General features: G+C 69.1%; 21 protein-coding genes and 1 pseudogene. 13 read left to right on the top strand and 9 right to left on the bottom strand.

Features of this window, described 5'->3' with window-relative positions; all coding sequences use genetic code 11:
• Window positions 1-29 precede the first annotated feature (29 nt).
• Together HKK72_RS05115 and HKK72_RS05120 are read left to right on the top strand one after the other, a co-directional pair.
• Window positions 30-1,262: an NAD(P)/FAD-dependent oxidoreductase gene (locus HKK72_RS05115; protein ID WP_187233050.1), complete on the top strand. Its 1,233-nt coding sequence runs from the start codon at window positions 30-32 to the stop codon at window positions 1,260-1,262.
• 245 nt (window positions 1,263-1,507) lie between these two features.
• Window positions 1,508-2,704, top strand: coding sequence for an MFS transporter (locus HKK72_RS05120; protein WP_187233051.1), 1,197 nt, complete (start codon window positions 1,508-1,510; stop codon window positions 2,702-2,704).
• 49 nt (window positions 2,705-2,753) lie between these two features.
• Here the strand turns inward: HKK72_RS05120 and HKK72_RS05125 are convergent, their stop codons facing one another.
• Window positions 2,754-3,323 carry a helix-turn-helix domain-containing protein gene (locus HKK72_RS05125; RefSeq protein WP_187233052.1) on the bottom strand — a complete coding sequence of 190 codons (570 nt, stop codon included), beginning with the start codon at window positions 3,321-3,323 and terminating at the stop codon, window positions 2,754-2,756.
• A gap of 66 nt (window positions 3,324-3,389) precedes the next feature.
• Between HKK72_RS05125 and HKK72_RS05130 the strand changes: the two genes are divergently transcribed.
• Entirely contained in the window at window positions 3,390-4,316 is a 927-nt protein-coding gene (locus HKK72_RS05130) for an alpha/beta fold hydrolase (RefSeq protein ID WP_187233053.1), read from the top strand.
• A 177-nt stretch (window positions 4,317-4,493) separates the two neighbouring features.
• Window positions 4,494-4,751, top strand: coding sequence for a GlsB/YeaQ/YmgE family stress response membrane protein (locus tag HKK72_RS05135; RefSeq protein WP_187233054.1), 258 nt, complete (start codon window positions 4,494-4,496; stop codon window positions 4,749-4,751).
• Window positions 4,752-4,833: 82 nt separating this feature from the next.
• Here HKK72_RS05135 and HKK72_RS05140 read toward each other — a convergent pair whose 3' ends face one another.
• Window positions 4,834-5,751, bottom strand: a complete 918-nt coding sequence (locus HKK72_RS05140; protein WP_187233055.1) for a LysR family transcriptional regulator — start codon at window positions 5,749-5,751, stop codon at window positions 4,834-4,836.
• 71 nt (window positions 5,752-5,822) lie between these two features.
• Between HKK72_RS05140 and HKK72_RS05145 the strand changes: the two genes are divergently transcribed.
• The 3 genes from HKK72_RS05145 to HKK72_RS05155 all read left to right on the top strand — a co-directional run bounded on the left by HKK72_RS05145 (window position 5,823) and on the right by HKK72_RS05155 (window position 7,438).
• Entirely contained in the window at window positions 5,823-6,710 is an 888-nt protein-coding gene (locus tag HKK72_RS05145; RefSeq protein ID WP_187233056.1) for an SDR family NAD(P)-dependent oxidoreductase, read from the top strand.
• Window positions 6,711-6,744: 34 nt separating this feature from the next.
• The gene (locus HKK72_RS05150; RefSeq protein WP_187233057.1) at window positions 6,745-7,128 is read left to right on the top strand and encodes a hypothetical protein; all 384 of its coding nucleotides are present in this window, start codon (window positions 6,745-6,747) and stop codon (window positions 7,126-7,128) included.
• 64 nt (window positions 7,129-7,192) lie between these two features.
• Window positions 7,193-7,438, top strand: coding sequence for a hypothetical protein (locus HKK72_RS05155; RefSeq protein WP_187233058.1), 246 nt, complete (start codon window positions 7,193-7,195; stop codon window positions 7,436-7,438).
• A gap of 98 nt (window positions 7,439-7,536) precedes the next feature.
• Here the strand turns inward: HKK72_RS05155 and HKK72_RS05160 are convergent, their stop codons facing one another.
• Window positions 7,537-7,911 carry a hypothetical protein gene (locus HKK72_RS05160; RefSeq protein ID WP_187233059.1) on the bottom strand — a complete coding sequence of 125 codons (375 nt, stop codon included), beginning with the start codon at window positions 7,909-7,911 and terminating at the stop codon, window positions 7,537-7,539.
• A 6-nt stretch (window positions 7,912-7,917) separates the two neighbouring features.
• Here HKK72_RS05160 and HKK72_RS05165 point away from each other — a divergent pair, with 6 nt between their 5' ends.
• Both HKK72_RS05165 and HKK72_RS05170 read left to right on the top strand, forming a co-directional pair.
• Window positions 7,918-8,139 (top strand): hypothetical protein, encoded by a 222-nt coding sequence (locus HKK72_RS05165; RefSeq protein WP_261986555.1) that lies wholly within the window; start codon window positions 7,918-7,920, stop codon window positions 8,137-8,139.
• Between the two features lie 112 nt (window positions 8,140-8,251).
• Window positions 8,252-8,740, top strand: a complete 489-nt coding sequence (locus tag HKK72_RS05170; RefSeq protein WP_187233060.1) for a hypothetical protein — start codon at window positions 8,252-8,254, stop codon at window positions 8,738-8,740.
• 115 nt (window positions 8,741-8,855) lie between these two features.
• Here the strand turns inward: HKK72_RS05170 and HKK72_RS42645 are convergent, their stop codons facing one another.
• Both HKK72_RS42645 and HKK72_RS05180 read right to left on the bottom strand, forming a co-directional pair.
• Window positions 8,856-9,131, bottom strand: a complete 276-nt coding sequence (locus tag HKK72_RS42645) for a helix-turn-helix domain-containing protein (RefSeq protein ID WP_187233083.1) — start codon at window positions 9,129-9,131, stop codon at window positions 8,856-8,858.
• Window positions 9,132-9,409: 278 nt separating this feature from the next.
• Window positions 9,410-10,186, bottom strand: coding sequence for a phosphotransferase family protein (locus HKK72_RS05180; RefSeq protein ID WP_315987083.1), 777 nt, complete (start codon window positions 10,184-10,186; stop codon window positions 9,410-9,412).
• Window positions 10,187-10,448: 262 nt separating this feature from the next.
• On the opposite strand from HKK72_RS05180, the gene HKK72_RS42650 reads away from it, so the two are divergent.
• Both HKK72_RS42650 and HKK72_RS39710 read left to right on the top strand, forming a co-directional pair.
• Window positions 10,449-10,685 (top strand): nucleotidyltransferase domain-containing protein, encoded by a 237-nt coding sequence (locus HKK72_RS42650; RefSeq protein WP_222720344.1) that lies wholly within the window; start codon window positions 10,449-10,451, stop codon window positions 10,683-10,685.
• 107 nt (window positions 10,686-10,792) lie between these two features.
• The gene (locus HKK72_RS39710) at window positions 10,793-11,200 is read left to right on the top strand and encodes a DUF4111 domain-containing protein (RefSeq protein WP_222720345.1); all 408 of its coding nucleotides are present in this window, start codon (window positions 10,793-10,795) and stop codon (window positions 11,198-11,200) included.
• A 50-nt stretch (window positions 11,201-11,250) separates the two neighbouring features.
• Here the strand turns inward: HKK72_RS39710 and HKK72_RS05190 are convergent.
• Window positions 11,251-11,843: pseudogene (locus HKK72_RS05190) on the bottom strand (transposase family protein); the annotation flags it as partial.
• Window positions 11,771-12,076: a hypothetical protein gene (locus HKK72_RS05195; RefSeq protein ID WP_187233061.1), complete on the bottom strand. Its 306-nt coding sequence runs from the start codon at window positions 12,074-12,076 to the stop codon at window positions 11,771-11,773. The pseudogene HKK72_RS05190 and the gene HKK72_RS05195, both read right to left, overlap by 73 nt.
• A 907-nt stretch (window positions 12,077-12,983) precedes the next feature.
• Between HKK72_RS05195 and HKK72_RS05200 the strand changes: the two genes are divergently transcribed.
• Window positions 12,984-14,108, top strand: coding sequence for a DUF6461 domain-containing protein (locus HKK72_RS05200; RefSeq protein WP_187233062.1), 1,125 nt, complete (start codon window positions 12,984-12,986; stop codon window positions 14,106-14,108).
• Window positions 14,109-14,124: 16 nt separating this feature from the next.
• Here HKK72_RS05200 and HKK72_RS05205 read toward each other — a convergent pair whose 3' ends face one another.
• Together HKK72_RS05205 and map are read right to left on the bottom strand one after the other, a co-directional pair.
• Window positions 14,125-14,382: a hypothetical protein gene (locus tag HKK72_RS05205; RefSeq protein WP_187233063.1), complete on the bottom strand. Its 258-nt coding sequence runs from the start codon at window positions 14,380-14,382 to the stop codon at window positions 14,125-14,127.
• Window positions 14,383-14,752: 370 nt separating this feature from the next.
• On the bottom strand, window positions 14,753-15,520 hold the full coding sequence (gene map, locus HKK72_RS05210) for a type I methionyl aminopeptidase (protein WP_187233064.1): 768 nt from the start codon (window positions 15,518-15,520) through the stop codon (window positions 14,753-14,755).
• A gap of 62 nt (window positions 15,521-15,582) precedes the next feature.
• On the opposite strand from map, the gene HKK72_RS05215 reads away from it, so the two are divergent.
• Complete coding sequence (locus HKK72_RS05215; RefSeq protein WP_187233065.1) at window positions 15,583-15,858, top strand: helix-turn-helix domain-containing protein; 276 nt, start codon at window positions 15,583-15,585, stop codon at window positions 15,856-15,858.
• The last annotated feature ends 196 nt before the right edge of the window (window positions 15,859-16,054 follow it).

A 16,054-nucleotide genomic window follows, 5' to 3' on the forward strand; every position in this document is an offset into this window, starting at 1 on the left:
CAGGAACGACGCAAGGAAGAGGAGAAGCTGTGGCACCCACCCCGACATTCGTGATCGTCGGTGCCGGCCTGGCCGGCGCCAAGGCCGCCGAGGCCCTACGCGATCAGGGCTTCGACGGCCGGATCGTCCTGCTCGGTGACGAGCCGCACCGCCCGTACGAGCGTCCTCCGCTCTCCAAGGACTACCTCGCGGGCAAAAGCGAACGTGAGCAGGTCTTCGTCCACCCGGAGGGGTGGTACGGCGAGAATGACGTCGACCTGCGGTCAGGACAGGCCGTCGCGGCGATCGACCGCGACGTCCACCAGGTCGTGCTCGCCGACGGCAGCCGCCTCGGCTACGACAGACTTCTGCTGGCGACCGGATCCAGCCCCCGCAGACTGTCGGTCCCGGGCGCCGACGCCGACGGGGTGCACTACCTACGGCGCATCGAGGACAGCGACCAGATCAAGGACACCCTCGCCACGTCCTCCCGGATCGCCGTGATCGGCGGCGGATGGATCGGTCTGGAGGTCGCCGCCGCCGCCCGCGAGGCCGGCCTCCAGGTCACGCTGATCGAGACCGCCGAACTGCCCCTGCTGGGTGTACTCGGCCGGCAGGCCGCCCAGGTCTTCGCCGACCTGCACCTCGCCCACGACGTCGACCTGCGCCTGCAGACCCAGATCGCGGCCATCGACGCCCGGCAGGGGAAGGTCACCGGTGTACGGCTCGCCGACGGCGCCGTCATCGACGCCGACGCCGTGATCGCCGGAATCGGGATCAGCCCCAACACCGGGCTGGCCGCGGACGCGGGGTTGAAGGTCGACAACGGCATCGTCGTCGACGCGGCGCTGCGTACGAGCGATCCCGACATCTGCGCCGCCGGTGACGTCGCCAACGCCGCTCACCCGATCCTGGGCAGGAACATCCGCGTCGAACACTGGGCCAACGCGCTCAACCAGCCCGCCGTCGCCGCCACGACCATGCTCGGCGGCGAGGCCGTCTACGACCTGTTGCCGTACTTCTACACCGACCAGTACGACCTCGGCATGGAGTACACCGGCCACGTCGAACCGGGCGGCTATGACCGGGTCGTCTTCCGCGGCGACGTGGCCGGCCGTGAGTTCATCGCCTTCTGGTGCTCCGGCGGGCGTGTGCTGGCCGGCATGAACGTCAATGTCTGGGATGTCACCGACCAGATCAAGGCGCTGATCCACTCGAACGCCACGATCGATGAGCGGCAACTCGCCGATCCGGGCCATCCTCTCGACCGGCTCATCGGCTGACCACCGCAGCACCGCCCGGCCCGGAGGCCGGAACGGTGCGGTGGTCACGACCCTCCGTCACCGCGACGGAACATCTGCGAGGTCACGGCTGTGGGCGCCGCCCACAGCCGTGACCTCGCCGTTCGTGTCGCGGCCGCCGTCATGGGGAATCCGTCGGCAAGAGGGCCCGCGGGGGCCTCGGCGGTAATAGGCGCGCGGCATGCCGGTGGGCGCTGCCACAATGTCCGGCGGAGGTAAGCAACTAAATGACTGTCGAGCCTTACCGGCGGGTGCTGGCGATCCCCGGCGTACGAGCCCTCCTGCTCGTCGGGCTGGTCGCCCGGATCCCGGTGACGGCCACCGGATTGACCCTGACCCTGCATGTGCTCAACAACCTGAAGCTGGGCTTCTTCCAGGCGGGGCTGGTCGGCGCGGCGGCCACCGTCGGCACCGCCGTCGGCGCGCCGGTGGCCGGGCGCTTCATGGACCGGCACGGACTCAGGCCCATCGTCGCCGTCACCACGGTCGCGCAGTTCGCGTTCTGGGTGTCGGCTCCTTTCCTGCCCTATGCGCTCCTGCTGGCCGGTGCCGTTCTTGGCGGGGTGCTGTCGCTCCCGGTCTTCGGCCTGATCCGCCAATGCATGGCGGCGGCCGTCCCGCCCGAGCAGCGCCGTACCGGCTACGCGCTCGACTCGATGATCGTTGAAGTGGCGTACATGATCGGCCCGGCTCTCGCGGTGGCCTTCGCCACCACGTTCGGCAGCGGCTGGTCCATGTCGGCGGTCGGGGTGGGCATGGTCGGCTCCGGCGTCGCGATGCTCGTACTGAACCCGCCGACTCGCGCCAAGGGCGACGAGGCCCTGGGCGCTGTCGTACCGCGCCGGCAATGGCTCACCCCGGCCCTGCTCTCCCTGCTCGGGCTCACCTTCGCGGCGACGTTCGTACTGATCGCGACCGAGCTGAGCCTGGTCGCGGTACTCACGGCCGACGACGCCGCACGGTGGACCGGGCTCGCGATCGGACTGTGGTGCTTCTGGTCGATCGTGGGCGGCTTCGTGTACGGCGCCCTGCCCCGAGGCTTCTCCCCGCTGGTCATGATCGGCGCCATGGCGGCACTGACCGTGCCCGTCGGCCTGATCGGCAGTTGGCAGTTGCTCTGTGTCGCCATGATCCCCGCGGGAATCCTCTGCGCCCCAGCCCTCTCCACGACCATCGACACACTCAGCCAGTGGGTGCCGGCCGTCGCGCGAGGTGAGGCCATGGGCCTGCACGGCACCGCTCTCACCCTTGGCCTGGCGGTCTCGGGTCCGATCACCGGCCACATCATCGACACCTACGGCACTCGCTGGTCCTTCGCCTTCGCCGGCCTCGCCGGCCTGTTCTTCGTAACCGTGGCCATCCCGTTCTGGCGACGCATCCCCCCGCCCGCCGGGGCGACGGTCCCCGAACCGGCCGCGGCCTGATCTCTGCCGCGACGGCCGGCCTGCGAGGCGTGCAGACGACACGCGGGGCTCAGCGGCGGGGTTCGGCCTGCTCGCCGGAGGTGCGCGGGGGCGGTTCCTCGGTGGGGAACAGAATCGGGCTGAGCAGGTGCCGCGTGCGGTCGGGCGCGGGTCCGTTTCCCCTCCGGGCCAGGATCACGCCGCGCATCGCTTTGATCATCTCGGCGCGCTCGTCCTGGCTGAGCCAGAGCGTGTGCTGGCGGTAGCCCACGGAGTCGGCGGCCGGATCGGCGTGGTCCCGGTCGAGGTAGGCGTTGAATTCGGCGAGCAGGGTGGCCATGGCCACGGCGAACACGCGGCGGTGGTCCTCCGGCGACACCGACGCGGCCGTGTCGGCGTCGATCACCGCCCGCGCCCGGTGCAGGCGGTACCGGCGCTCGACGGCGCCGCGCACCCGCTGCTCGCCGTCCACCTCGAGGAGGCCGCCGTCGGCGAGCAGACCGACGTGCCGGTACACGGTCGCCTTCGAGACGTCGGGCAGGAGGGCGCACAACTGCGAGGTCGTGAGCGGCCGCTCGCCCGACATGGCGTGCACGATGCGCAGCCGTACCGGATGCAGGAGCAGGTCGACCGTGTCCATGGGATGAACGATCTCATATCTGCTATCTTTCTCAAAGTTGAGAATAGCTAGCCCGAGGAGCCGACAATGCCAGACCGATCGCCCACATCCCGGCGCGAGCCGGCCATCGCGCAAGCGTCGCCGCTGGGGCGCCGGTACGACGTCGGAGGGCGGGGGCTGATGCTGCATCGCTCCGGCACCGGCGGCCCGGCGGTGGTGTTCCTCCCCGGAAACGGCATGGTCGGGCTGGACTATGTGAACATCCACGCCCGGGCGGCCCGGCTGACGACCAGCGTGCTCTACGACCGCGCGGGCACCGGTTGGAGCGACCCGGCCGAACTGCCCCGCACCGCCGCCGACGTCACCGCGGAGCTGCTCGATCTGCTGCGCACCGCCGGTGTGCCCGCCCCCTACCTGCTGGTCGGCCACTCGCTGGGCGGGGCCTACGCGCGCCACTTCGCGCGGCTCTTCCCCGGCGACGTGGCCGGGCTGCTCCTGCTGGATCCCTTTCACGAGGACATGGCCGCCCGGGCACCCCGGCAGGTTCTGGACAAGTTGGAGCGGATGAAGGACCCGGAGCTGCCGGAGCCGACCGAGGAACAGATCGAGCGCTCCCGCGGCCTGATCGCACCGCATTTCGCGAAGTGGCCCGAGCCCGTACGCCGGCCGCTCATCGAGTACCACCTCACCTCGTGGCGGACCGGTTGGCATGAAGGCAAGAACCTGTACGACGAGGTGTCCGACGAACTCCGGAACGCACCAGGCACTCCGGACGTGCCGATGATCGTGTTGACGGCTCTGGGACACGACGCCACCCAGGCCGGTCTTTGGTCCGAAGAACTCCTGCGTGAGATCAACGACGGCAAACGACTCCTGCACGCGGAGCTGGCCGCATCGGTTCCACGCGGTGAGCAGCGGATCCTCCACGACGCCGGGCACGGCTGGCTACATGAGGAACGGCCGGACGCCGTCCTCCAAGCGATCTCGGACCTGCTCGACCAGGCGGGCAGGTGACGCGGGTCGCCCGCCTCTGAGCCTCGGTCACCCGTTCGTCAGCCGACGCGGGCCGCAGCGCTCCTGGTCCGCGTCATGGCGGCCGACCTGCGACGAGAGGCGAGTTTGTGACCGCTCCTCCAGGGCATGTGCGTGGCGACCTTTACGTCAGTTCTACCGGAAGCAGAGGTACACCAGATGATCGGTTTTATCGTCGCGGGCCTCATCATCGGTGCCCTTGCTCGTCTGATCAAGCCCGGAAAGCAGCGCATCGGGCTGCTCTGGACACTCCTGCTGGGCGTCGTGGGCTCGGTCATCGGCGGGACGGTCGCCAATCTCCTGGGCACCGGCGACATCTTCGAACTGAACGTTCTCGGCTTCGTCGTCGCGGTCATCGCGTCCCTGGTCCTCCTCGGTGTCGTCGAAGGGTTGGCCGGCGCGCGACGCAAGGGCTGAGCGGCACCACCGACCGCCGGCTGCCGCGCGGTGTGTGGCGGCGCCGGGGACATGCGGCACGGCTCACCAGGCCTCCGGCCCGTCAGGAGGCCTGGGTGCCGGCGACCGCCCGTAGGGCTTCGATGACGCGCGCGGTGGCCTCGGGCAGACGGTGCGGGAGATGGGCGACGATGACGCGGCGCCGTTCCTCAGGGCCGCCCCGCACCGCGAGGACCCGTACACCCGGGGGCACCGCGGCGGCCAGGACGGCGGGCACGGTGGTCAGGCCGCACCCGGCGGCCACCAGCCGCAGCTTGGTCAGCCAATCCCTGGAGGTGTGCACGATGTCGGGCCGGCCGGCCAGACCGGGCCAGGCGCCGAGTTGCGGTTCGTCACTGGACGACCTGCCGGCGATCCACCGCTGTCCTTGCAGGTCGCCGACATCGACCCAGTCGCCCGCGGCCAGCGGATGCGTCGCGGGGACCGCCACGCACAGATTTCGCTCCGCCAGCGTCTCGATGGTCAGGGCCGGTTCCTCGGAGTCGGGTGCCCGAAACGGCGGCGCCGATCCCAGGATCGCCAGATCCAGGCTGCCGGCCCGCAGGCCTCGTACGAGTGACGGCGTACCGCCGTCACGGGTGACGACCGAGATGCCGGGATGGGTGCGGCGCAGCAGGGTGAGGGCCTGTGGCAGCAGGACGGCTCCGGCGGTGGGGAAGGCGCCCAGCCGCACGGTTCCGGTCTCGGCGGGCAGGCCGCGCAGTTCGCGGTCGGCGGCGTCGATCTCGTCGAGCACGGCCGCGGCGTGCCGGAGGATCACGCGTCCGGCGGCGGTGGGCCGCACGCCGTCGCGGCGGCGTTCGAACACCGGCGTACCGGCGGCTCGCTCCACGGCGGCGACCTGTCTCGACACCGCGGACTGGGTGTAGTCCAGCGAGTCCGCCGCCGCGCTGAAGGTGCCGCGTTCGGCGATCTCGCGTACGACCCGCAGCCCGGTGAGCGACACAGCGGTGAAGTCCATGACTTTTACGCATATCACGGATGAGAAAGTCTCGTTGGACGCATGGTGGGCGGCTGCCTAGCGTGGGCGACATGACTGCTCAACGCATCGCTCTGATCACTGGAGCGAACCAAGGCATCGGCTATGCGCTCGTCGAGGGGCTGGCCGCGCGATGGAGCCCACAGGACCTGGTGCTGCTCACCGGACGTGATCCGGCCCGGGTGACCGATGCCACCGCTCGCGCCGCTGCGGCCGCCACGACCGTCGCCCGGGTCGAGGGCGCGCAGCTCGACGTCACCGACACCGGCGCGATCGCCCGCATGGCGGCCGAACTGGGCGAGCGGTACGGCGGGATCGACGTCGTGGTCTCCAACGCCATCGCCAGGATGACCCCCGACCTGCCGCAGGAGGAGCAGGCCGACGAGTTCATCGACGTCGCCAACGGCGCCACGCACGCGATGCTGCGCTCGTTCGGCCCGACGGTCCGCCCGGGCGGGCGCCTGATCGTCGTGGCCAGTTCCCTGGGCACCCTGGGGAACCTCGACGAGCGCCTGCACCCGCTGCTCGAGAACGCCTCGCTCGAGGCGGTCGAGTCGCTGGTCGAGTCGTGGCGCACTGCCGTACACGCCGGCACCGCACAGGACCTCGGCTGGCCGAAGTGGATCAACGTACCGTCCAAGGTCGCCCAGGTCGCCGCGGTACGCGCCGTCGCCCGCGAACGCAGGGGAACCGACCTGCCGGACGGCACCCTGGTGGCCGCGGTCTGCCCCGGCCTGGTCGACACGGCGACCTCACGACCGTGGTTCGCCGACTTCAGCCGAGCCCGAACCCCCGCACAGGCGGCCGCCCCCCTGCTCGACTTCATCCTGGCCGAGCCGATCGATCCCGCCACCTATGGCGAACTGGTCCGCGACGGTAAGGTCCTGCCCTGGCACAGCGGTTCCCCCGCCGACCCGAACGTCACGCCCGCCAACAGGTGATCGCCGGCCCCGAGCAGCGCACAGGGAGGCTCCCTTGAGCGACCAGGATCGGGAGCGGCTCGGCGACGCGGTGCGCGACGCGGCGGCCGAGGCGGCCGGCGAGGTGATCGGCCACTGGATCGCTCGGGCGCATCCCGACCTGCCAGTGCTGCGCTGGCGCGCGATCCACCTGGACGGCCGATGGGTGGGCCTGGGGCACGTCACCGACGTCGACCAGGCCGTGGCGGAGATCCGGGCCGTGGAGGAGATCCGTACCGCGGACCAGATCCGTCAGATCGTCGGCCGCTACGCCCAAGCGCTCAGCACCGAACCGCGCGAGATCGTCCGGTACGAACAGGGGGTCGTGGAGGTGCGGACGACCACCACGCTGGACGGCGTCGAGATCCAGGTCTTCGGCTACGTGAAGCGTGGCAGGTGACGGCGCCCCGCGCCCCAAGCCATGATGGCGGTGTCAGCAGATCACCGCATCGAGGGCGTGGACGATGATTCCCACCATGATCCTGTTCGGGCTCGTCTTCGGGCGTTGGTGGCGCGCATCGCTCCTGGCGGCCGCCGTCATCTGGCCCGTCGTACTCCTAGCGGGCGACGTGACCACGTCCTTGTCGACCCTGGCCGGAGGGGCCGGCCTGGCGGTGCTCAACACTCTTGTCGGCGTGGCTATACATCAGGGCGTGCTGTCGGTCGTCAGAAGCCTGAACGCGGTGCGAACACGAGCGAACGGCTCATAGCCACCCGCCCTGTGCACTCCCGTAACCACGGCATGTCGATGAGCCCGTGGCCACGGCCGCGGAGTGCCGAAGATTCGCCGGTGCGGAAATAAATGGTTTCAGGGCCCTTGTAGTCCTTGAGGAAATGCTCCTTGGGGTCTACGCCAAGAATCTCCCCCAGAACTCATCTTCTTAAGCTTTGAAGGACCGTCGTCCTCCAGGAGGTCATCATCCCATTCCACCCGGAACTCGAAGGCGTTCTGCTCTGGGGATCGGGAGGGGCCGATCTCCACCACCTTGTCGGCGTGGTTCATCGTCACCCCGCTGCCCTGCGGGTTGTACTGCACCTTCCAGCCGTATAGCGCCATCGTCAACAATTCGCTCCTGCCGCCGAATGTCTGGTTGAGAAGACTCTCTATGGGGGCGAATTCCTTCTTGCAGGTCTCGACGTCGGACGCGATACCTCCCTCGCAGAGCGACTGGCAAGCGTCCACACCGCGGTGAAGGTGCTCGCCCGCGCCGGACTAGTGCGCGATAACACCGCTCGCGCCGGCTCCGCTTCGACCATCGAGATAACGCCTGACGGTGCGCGCCTCCTCGATGCGGCGAAAGACGCGGTGGCCGGGGTCGACGACCGGCTGTTCGGCCCGGACGCGGACCCGATTCAGCGGCAGGTCGCCAGTGCCATCCGCGCCGCGTTCGAGGGCGACTCCACGTCCTGACCTGTTCGCAAGGCGACGCAGTCGGCAGTGCACCGAGCCTCCCCGTTAGCTTCAACCCACCTGAAGCTTCCTGTTGGCCTTCAGTCTGGCTGAAGGTTGCAAAGGAGAATCCATGGACGACCTGTTGCTGTCGGTGCATGTGCTCGCCGGCATCGTGTTCGTCGGGGGCTCGGCCGTCGCGACGAGCCTGTTTCCCCGCTATGCGCCGGTCGCCACCGGCGTTTCCGCCGGGCCGGCCGGCGGAGGTGCTCCCGTCGCTTCGCCGGAGGCCTCGGGAGAGCGGAACCGGGCCGTGGCCGTCACGCTGCACCGCATCACCCGGGTGTACGGCATCTTCGGCATTGTCGTGCCCGTCGTCGGGATCGTCCTGGCCCTCGTCCAAGGCCGAATGGGCGAGATCTGGATCACCCTCGCCATGATCCTCACCGCCATCGCCGGCGGCCTGCTGGCCGTGCAGATCTATCCGCTTCAACGCGATGCGCTCACCGAACCCGACGATGGCGGGCGGCTGCGCACGCTCGCCATGCTCGCCGGTATCTACAACCTGCTGTGGGCGGTCGTCGTCGTCCTAATGATCGTTCGCCCGGGAGCCGACTCGTGAGCACCTCTTCATTGAAGAACCGCGACGCGACTTTCGGGAGCGGCGAAACGAGCCGGGCCGATCAACCGGCTGACGACGCGGCACTGAATCTGAGTGGTGGATTACAGGTCGCTGGTCACTCGGGTGACAGTGACTGGTCGTGGAGCGTCACCAGTCGATACTGCTTGTGAGTGGCATAGCGATCTGGACGGACCCAGCTACAGGTGGAAGCCACACAGATGGCTGCCCTGGCGCGCCAGCCCGGGCGTCGATGGCATGAGGCCCGGCCCTTGTGACGGGAGATCTCGCGACTGATCGTTGCCGCGGGGCGGCCCAGCCGGGGAGCGATCGAACGCATCGACTCACCTCGCGCGACACCGCGGGAGATCTTCTCCCGATCGGCGAAACTCAGCGCCCCAGCTCCGCCCGCTCATCGCTGGTCAAGCCTTCCCACTCACCGTCATCGAACTGGGCCTGACGCACCCAGGTCCGCAGCGTCTCGTTTGACGCCCAGCTACCGGGCCACATGCGCGATCGGGCGGTCGGTGCTGCGCGCCAGATCGCCCGCACGCTGCCGAAACTCCGGGTGGATACTTCGAAGGACGCGACACGAGGGACAACCTCTCCGGGCCAAAGCCCAAGGATCAAGCTCTCCGCTCCGGCACTCGTAGCCGTCGGACTCGTGCAGCCTCACAGCCGGGATCTCAGCACGTCGACCTCGCAGCCTGGCGAGGACGGGTCGAAGCCGTGCTCGACCAGCCAGCGGACCGCCAGCAGGCTTCGCAACGACCACCACGCGCGGATCACGTCGAGGTCGACGTCGGTACCGTAGCCGGCGACGACGTCGCCAAGGTGCTCCTCGTGTCCGAGCGTCAAGGTGGCGAGATCGAACAGGGCATCGCCCTGGCACGCCTCGGACCAGTCGATCACGCCGGTGATCTCGTCAACATCGACGAACACGTGGGTGAGCTGCAAATCGCCGTGCGTGAACACCGGTGTCCACGGCCGGAGCGCAGCCTCGGCAACCCGGCGGTTGCGCGTGACCACGTCGGTGGGAAGGACGCCATTCGTGACGAGCCACTCGCATTCGCCGTCGAGGTGCGAGGCCAACTCGTCGAGGCTCCGACCGGGCCATGGCGGCAGCGGCGCGTCGTGCAGCATCCGTGCGGCGGCACCCGCTGCGGCCCACGCCGCCGACGACGCGATCGACGGCTCGCCGAGGCGGCCGAGTGCCGTCCCTGGGAGGGCGGCGAGCGCGAGCACGGGCGGCTTCCGCCACAGGACCTCCGGAGTCGGGATCGGCGCCATAGCCATCGCCTCGACCTCGACGTCGGTGCGCGTCTGATCAGCGTCGATCTTCAGGAACACGTCGCCGACGCGCAGGGTCGCGCGCTCGTGATGGGCGACGACGACCTCGACCTCTTCCACGTCGGCCATTATCGCGGGGATGACCACCGACGTCGCCACGGGTTTATCGCGTGCGACTGCGCGGCTGACCGCGTCCCGCTGCCCGGCGGCCTTGTGCACGACACCGACCGCTGACGGATCGAGCAGTGAGGTATTTCCAACCTGAAGGCGCAGGTCACGACCCGATTGCGGATCACCCGGGGCAGCACCCACGACCTGACCGCCGCCCACCCGCCGGACTGATCGACGCGCTGAAACATGCACGCGCGCCGACCGGTAAACGCGGGGTGCGCTCCTCCGGTTGATGGCCGACACTGGCGTAATGGATCAGATTCAGGAGATCGTGGGGCTGGTCGGCGACGTACTGGGCCCCGAGGCCATTGGTGCCTATCTCCACGGATCCTCGTTGCTCGGCGGCCTCAAGCCGGCTAGCGATCTGGACGTCCTCGTCGTCTCCCAGCGGCGTATGGACGGTCAGGAACGAGGGCGATCCTTGAAGGACTGTTCAAGATCTCCAGTTCCACGGCCGGGGCCCGCCCGGTCGAACTCACCGTTGTAGTCCAGTCCGAGGTCCGCCCGTGGCGGTTCCCGCCGACCGGTGATTTCCTGTACGGCGAGTGGCTACGTGACGAACTCGAGGCCACTGGAGCCCCTCAGCCGGAACCGATGCCGGATCTGGCCCTGCTGATCACGATGGTACTGGCCGGCGACCATCCCCTCACCGGCCCGCCACCGGCGCAGGTCCTGGACCCCGTCCCGCACGCGGACCTGGTCCGGGCGAGTGTGGCGGGCATCCCTGGCCTGCTCGACGACCTGGACGGTGACACCCGCAACGTCGTGCTGACCTTCGCTCGCATCTGGACTACGCTCGCCACCGGTGAGATCAGGTCGAAGGACGCCGCCGCCAAGTGGGCCCTCGCTCAGCTCCCACCGGAGCGCCGCCGCGTCCTGGAGCATGCCAAGGAGCTGTATCTCAGCTGCCGGTACTCCGAGGAGAGCTGGAGCGATGAGCTGAAGGCACAGGTGCGTCCGCACGTAGACGAGGTGCTCGCTGAGATCGACCGGCTGTCGTAGCGCTGACGCTCGCAGCCCTGCGCGATGCGATCGAAGTCGGTACATCCTCTTCATCCTGAGTGGTGGTCGGCTTCGATGGCTTGCAGGACGAGGCTGGCCTGCACGATTGCGGCGGCGCGGTGCCGGCAGCAGCGGAGCTTGGCCAGGACTTTCCAGGTCTTCAGCGTGGATACAGCGCGTTCGCCCAAACCTCGGATGCGGGCATGAGAGCGGTTGACGGCATTCTGCCCGCGTGACAACCCTGGGCGATGCCGGTGACGCTTGAAGGGGGTGCGGATCGTGCCGCCCGCGCCTTGGTATCCCTTGTACGCCAAGGTCATCACATCGGCGCTGGTCAATGCGTCGGTCAGGCCGACAGCTCGGCTGCTGTCAGGTCGTGCACCGCTCCCGGCATAGCGGGCGAGGCCCAGACGAGCCGGCTGGCGGGGTCGGCGAGGACCTGGACGTTCATGCCGTGACGTTTGTGCTTGCCGGAGTAGTACGACTTCTGGTCAGCGACACGGTCGATCGGAATCAGCGTGCCGTCGAGGATCGCGTAGGCCAGCCGACAGACCCGGACGGCAGCAGCGTTCAGGTCGTCGGCGAGGACGGCGAGCAGGTCGACCGACTCCCGCACATAACGCCACGCGGTTGTGGTGCCGATGGCGCCGGCGTGTTCGGCCAGTGGGCGGCGAAGATCTCGTACGTGCCGCGCCCCAGCAGGTAGCCGCCCGCGCCGCGCACGTTCTCGATCACCCAGTTCATGGACAGGTCATCGAAGTAGCGGCTATGCCAGCCACCGTGCCCGAAGCCACCGGTCACGTCCTCATCGGCATAACTGGGAGCCTGCACCACCGCGTCCAGCGTCATCCACTCGTTCGCGATCAACTTCCGCATCCCGGCCTCCTACCAGTCGTTGTCCGCCGCTCCGCGTTCGCGTCGAGGCTCTGTCACCCGCTAGGACGGAGCCAGGCGCCCGTCTTCGACATGACTCGCGGACCGATCGGAGCCGGGGGTCGAAGGGATTCGGAACGGAAGCCGGCGACAGCGAGTTCCGCTGGTCAGCGCTCCGTCGGCGCCGATGGATCCCCGTGGCGGTTTAACGCCGGATTCCGTTCGATCGCACAGGCGGTGTCGGGAGCGTCCGGCCGGAAGGCCGGCGATGCCCGGACACGGCCCCCGCCGAAGGCGGATCGCCGGCGGCTGATCTTCAAAAATCCATCGTTTGAAGCCCGACGAAGGACGCTTGGACGTGTAGCTGCAGCATTCAAGGGGTCGCCGTAGTACTCGCCGAGAATCGGTGATCGTGTAGTCGCCGGTGGCGTGCATGCGGCGCAGTTCGGCCTGCTGATTCGGGGAGAGCTTGGGTTGCTTGCCGCGCGGCTTGTCCTTGGCGCGAGCGGCGGCCATGCCCTCGCGATTGCACATGCGCAGCAGGTCGATTAGTGATTCCATGTCGCACGCTGAAGGCGGTCAGCGCTGAGCCGGAAAACGCACCGGCGAACACGCTGGGCATACGTCGCATCATGTTCGCCGTCGAAGACATGAGGACGTCCTTGCCCGCCTGCACACCCACGGCGGCGAACTCGTTGGCGAGCTGGAGCAGTACGAGGACAGCTATCGGCTCTGTTACGTCCGCGGCCCCAAGGGCATCATCGTCGCACTGGCCGAGCAGCTCGGCTGAGGGCTTCGGTCGGCCGCCCACCGCCTCGCCAGCGACAGTGGTCGTCCCGTGGGGCACCGTCGGGCTGACCGTCGTCTTTTCCCGAGAAGGAATGACGGTAGCGGGTGGTAGATGTCGGGCATGGACGGACAGCTTGGGGAGGACGCGTTCGGCTGGATCGATGCCACGTGCCTCAGCGAGGCGGCGTGTGTCACCTTCACGGAAGACGATGAGGTAGGCCGCGTTGCTGCCGCGTTCGGCGGACGCTTGGACCACGCCCTACCCGTGGAGGGAGTCCGGCCGCTCGCCGAGGCGCTGGCCGTCGTCGCCGAGCGGATCCCCGGATCCAGGTTCGGCAAGGGCCTGCCGGTGGCGTTGTTCGCCCGCCGAGACGGCTGGGCGGTCACGTTCGAGGACAACGGCGGCGAAGGCACCCGCGCGGCGGTCCTTGAACGGGCGTCGCGCGTGTGTCGGTCGGTCAGCGTGTTCTGGAACGTCAACATGCTGACCAAGTTCGCATTCGCCGAGAACGGGCGGGTGCTGGCGGAGTTCTCCGACGGTGCGCTGGGTTCGGTGCACGGTGCTGACCCCGGTCGCATTGACGCGGCGCTGGAGGGGCTGGGCTGGGAGAGCAGGTTGGGCGCCATGTTCACGCTGGCGGGCCGGCTCACCGGGCAGGTGTTCACGCCCGAGTGGCTGAACGGTGAGTTCCTGGCCGTTCCGCTGGTCCGGTGGCCGCGACGCGACGCTGACGGGCGGCTCTTTTTGCCTGAGCTCGACGGGGCGCTGGGTGAGGCGCTGCGCTCGGCGGGCGAAGGGCCGCTGCGGCGCGCCGCGTTCGCCGCAGCGGAGTACGCCGTGACCATGGCGGGGATCTCTGGTCATCCGGTGATCGCCGAGGCTCTGGCGGCCTGGCCTGAACGGCCCGCGCTCCTGGAGCGGATGGCGCAGTCAGTGGGCTCACGACCGGCACGCTCTAACCCCGGGCCCATGCGGGCGCAGGGTAGGGCGGGTGAGACGGCGCCCGCAGTGCGGCCTGCCGATCTCGAAATAGCGCGCCGGCTGCGCGGGTATCCCGAGGGGGTTTCCGACTCTGAGCCCGGGCATGCCATGGCGGTCCAGGCGCTCCACCAGGCGACGGAGGCGGCCGCGCCCGTGGTCGTGGCGTACCGGGCGATCAAGTACGCCGACGAGGCGCGGCGGGACCTGGGGCACGACGTGGCGGGATTGCGCGAGGTCGTGATGCGGGCGTTCGCGGCCTCTTAGCCAGAACCGGTCCCGCTTAGCCAGAACCGGTCCCGCCAGGCCCGCACCTGTCATCGCCCAAGCCCTCGGCTATGACGCGGCAGCGTGCCTGGATCGAGGTCTTCTCGTCACTGGAGACGACATACTCATCGTCGCTGAGCGGCACGCCTTCGAAGGTGCGGGCGTACAGGTCCAGGACCCGTTGGGCCTTGGCGCGGAAGTCCGGGTCGCGGATGAAGATCCAGGACCGGTACTGCCAGGGCTTGATCGCGTCCTGGTGCACCCAGCGGCGCACCGTGGACGCCGAGATCGTGTTGCTATTCGTGCGTTGGAGTGCCCGCGGGCTGCCAGTAGCACGATCGATGCCCGCCGCCGGGCCTGATACTCGGTCTTGTGACCGTAGGCCATCGTCTTCAACCGGTGGCGCTCGGAGGCGGTCAAGGTAAGCGACACGGCTCGGGCCACAGGCATGGAAGGGCGACGGCCAATCTCGGGGCATCGTTCGGAACGGTCAAGGCGCCTGCGTGCGCCGAGGCGCGATCCGCTCCGCGGTCAAGGGCGCGTGGCTGCCTGCCAGGGAATCGACGCCGGTGGGAGCCTGTGATCGCAGGTCTGTGCTTTCCGAGAGTGGCGTCGTCCGCTGCCGCGTGTGAGCGGGTTCGAGGTCAGGGCAGGGTGAGGATGCGGGGGCCGTCCTGGGTGATGGCGATGGTGTGTTCGATGTGGGCGGCGCGGCTGCCGTCGATCGTGCGCAGGGTCCATCCGTCGGGGTCGGTGCGGTAGTCGTTGCGTCCGCCGGCCATGAGCATGGGTTCGATGGCGAGGGCGAGGCCGTGGCGCAGGGGGAAGCCGCGGCCGGGTCGTCCGTGGTTGGGGACGTGGGGGTCTTCGTGCATCTGGCGGCCGATGCCGTGGCCGCCGAAGTCGGCCGGCATACCGCAGGCGGCCTTGCGTGCGACGGTGCTGATGGCATGGGAGATGTCTCCGATGCGGTGACCGACGGTGGCGGCGGCGATGCCGGCGTCCAGCGTCTGCTGGGTGGCGGCGATGAGTTCCAGGTCGGCGGGACGGGGGGTGCCGACGGTGAAACTGATCGCGGCGTCGCCGGTCCAGCCGTCGAGTTCGGCCCCGCAGTCGATGCTGACCAGGTCGCCGTCGCACAGGCGGTAGTCGTCGGGGATGCCGTGCACGACGGCGTCGTTGACGGAGGCGCAGATCACCGCGGGGAAGGGGATGGGGGCGAAGGAGGGCTTGTAGCCAAGGAACGGAGAGCGCGCCCCGGCCTTGGCCAGGACGGTGCGGGCGGCTTCGTCGAGCTCGCGCAGGCGAACCCCCACGGCTGCCGATTGGCGGACCGCTGCGAGGGCCTGGGCCACGACGCGTCCGGCTTCACGCATCGTCTCCAGTGCCGTGTCGGTCTTGATCTCCACCATGTGTCGTGACTCCCTGCGGCGCGAATCTACCCAATACCTATACCGGTATTAGTATCACGGGCATGGTGAGAGTTCCTTTGAGCCCGCAAGAGCGGCAACGTGGAGAGCGGTTCGGGGCCCTGCTCCGCGAGGCCCGCGGTGACCGCAGCATGGTGGATGTGGCCGCCACAGCAGGGGTGTCCGCGGAGACACTCCGCAAGATCGAGACCGGCCGGGCCCCGACCCCGGCCTTCTTCACCGTGGCGGCCCTGGCCCACGCGCTGGACCTATCGCTGGACGACCTGGCCACAGCCTGCGCAGAGGATGCCGACGGCGGTGGCCAGGCCGTGTCGGCGTGAACGTCACGAGACCTGCAGTCCGACCGAACATGGCGCGGGAGTGCCGATCTTCGCCGCATGGCACCAGATCGACGCTGTCTTCTCGGCACGGCGCGGACCCTAAGGTCAACCCCGAAGGACTTCGAGCCGACCACTAAGCGATAGGAGCTGATCGGCTGGCCGGGGCGTCCGGAGGGCAGCAGCCAGGGTGAGGCTC

Source organism: Actinomadura sp. HBU206391, assembly GCF_014323665.1.
In the GTDB taxonomy this organism is placed as follows: domain Bacteria; phylum Actinomycetota; class Actinomycetes; order Streptosporangiales; family Streptosporangiaceae; genus Actinomadura_C.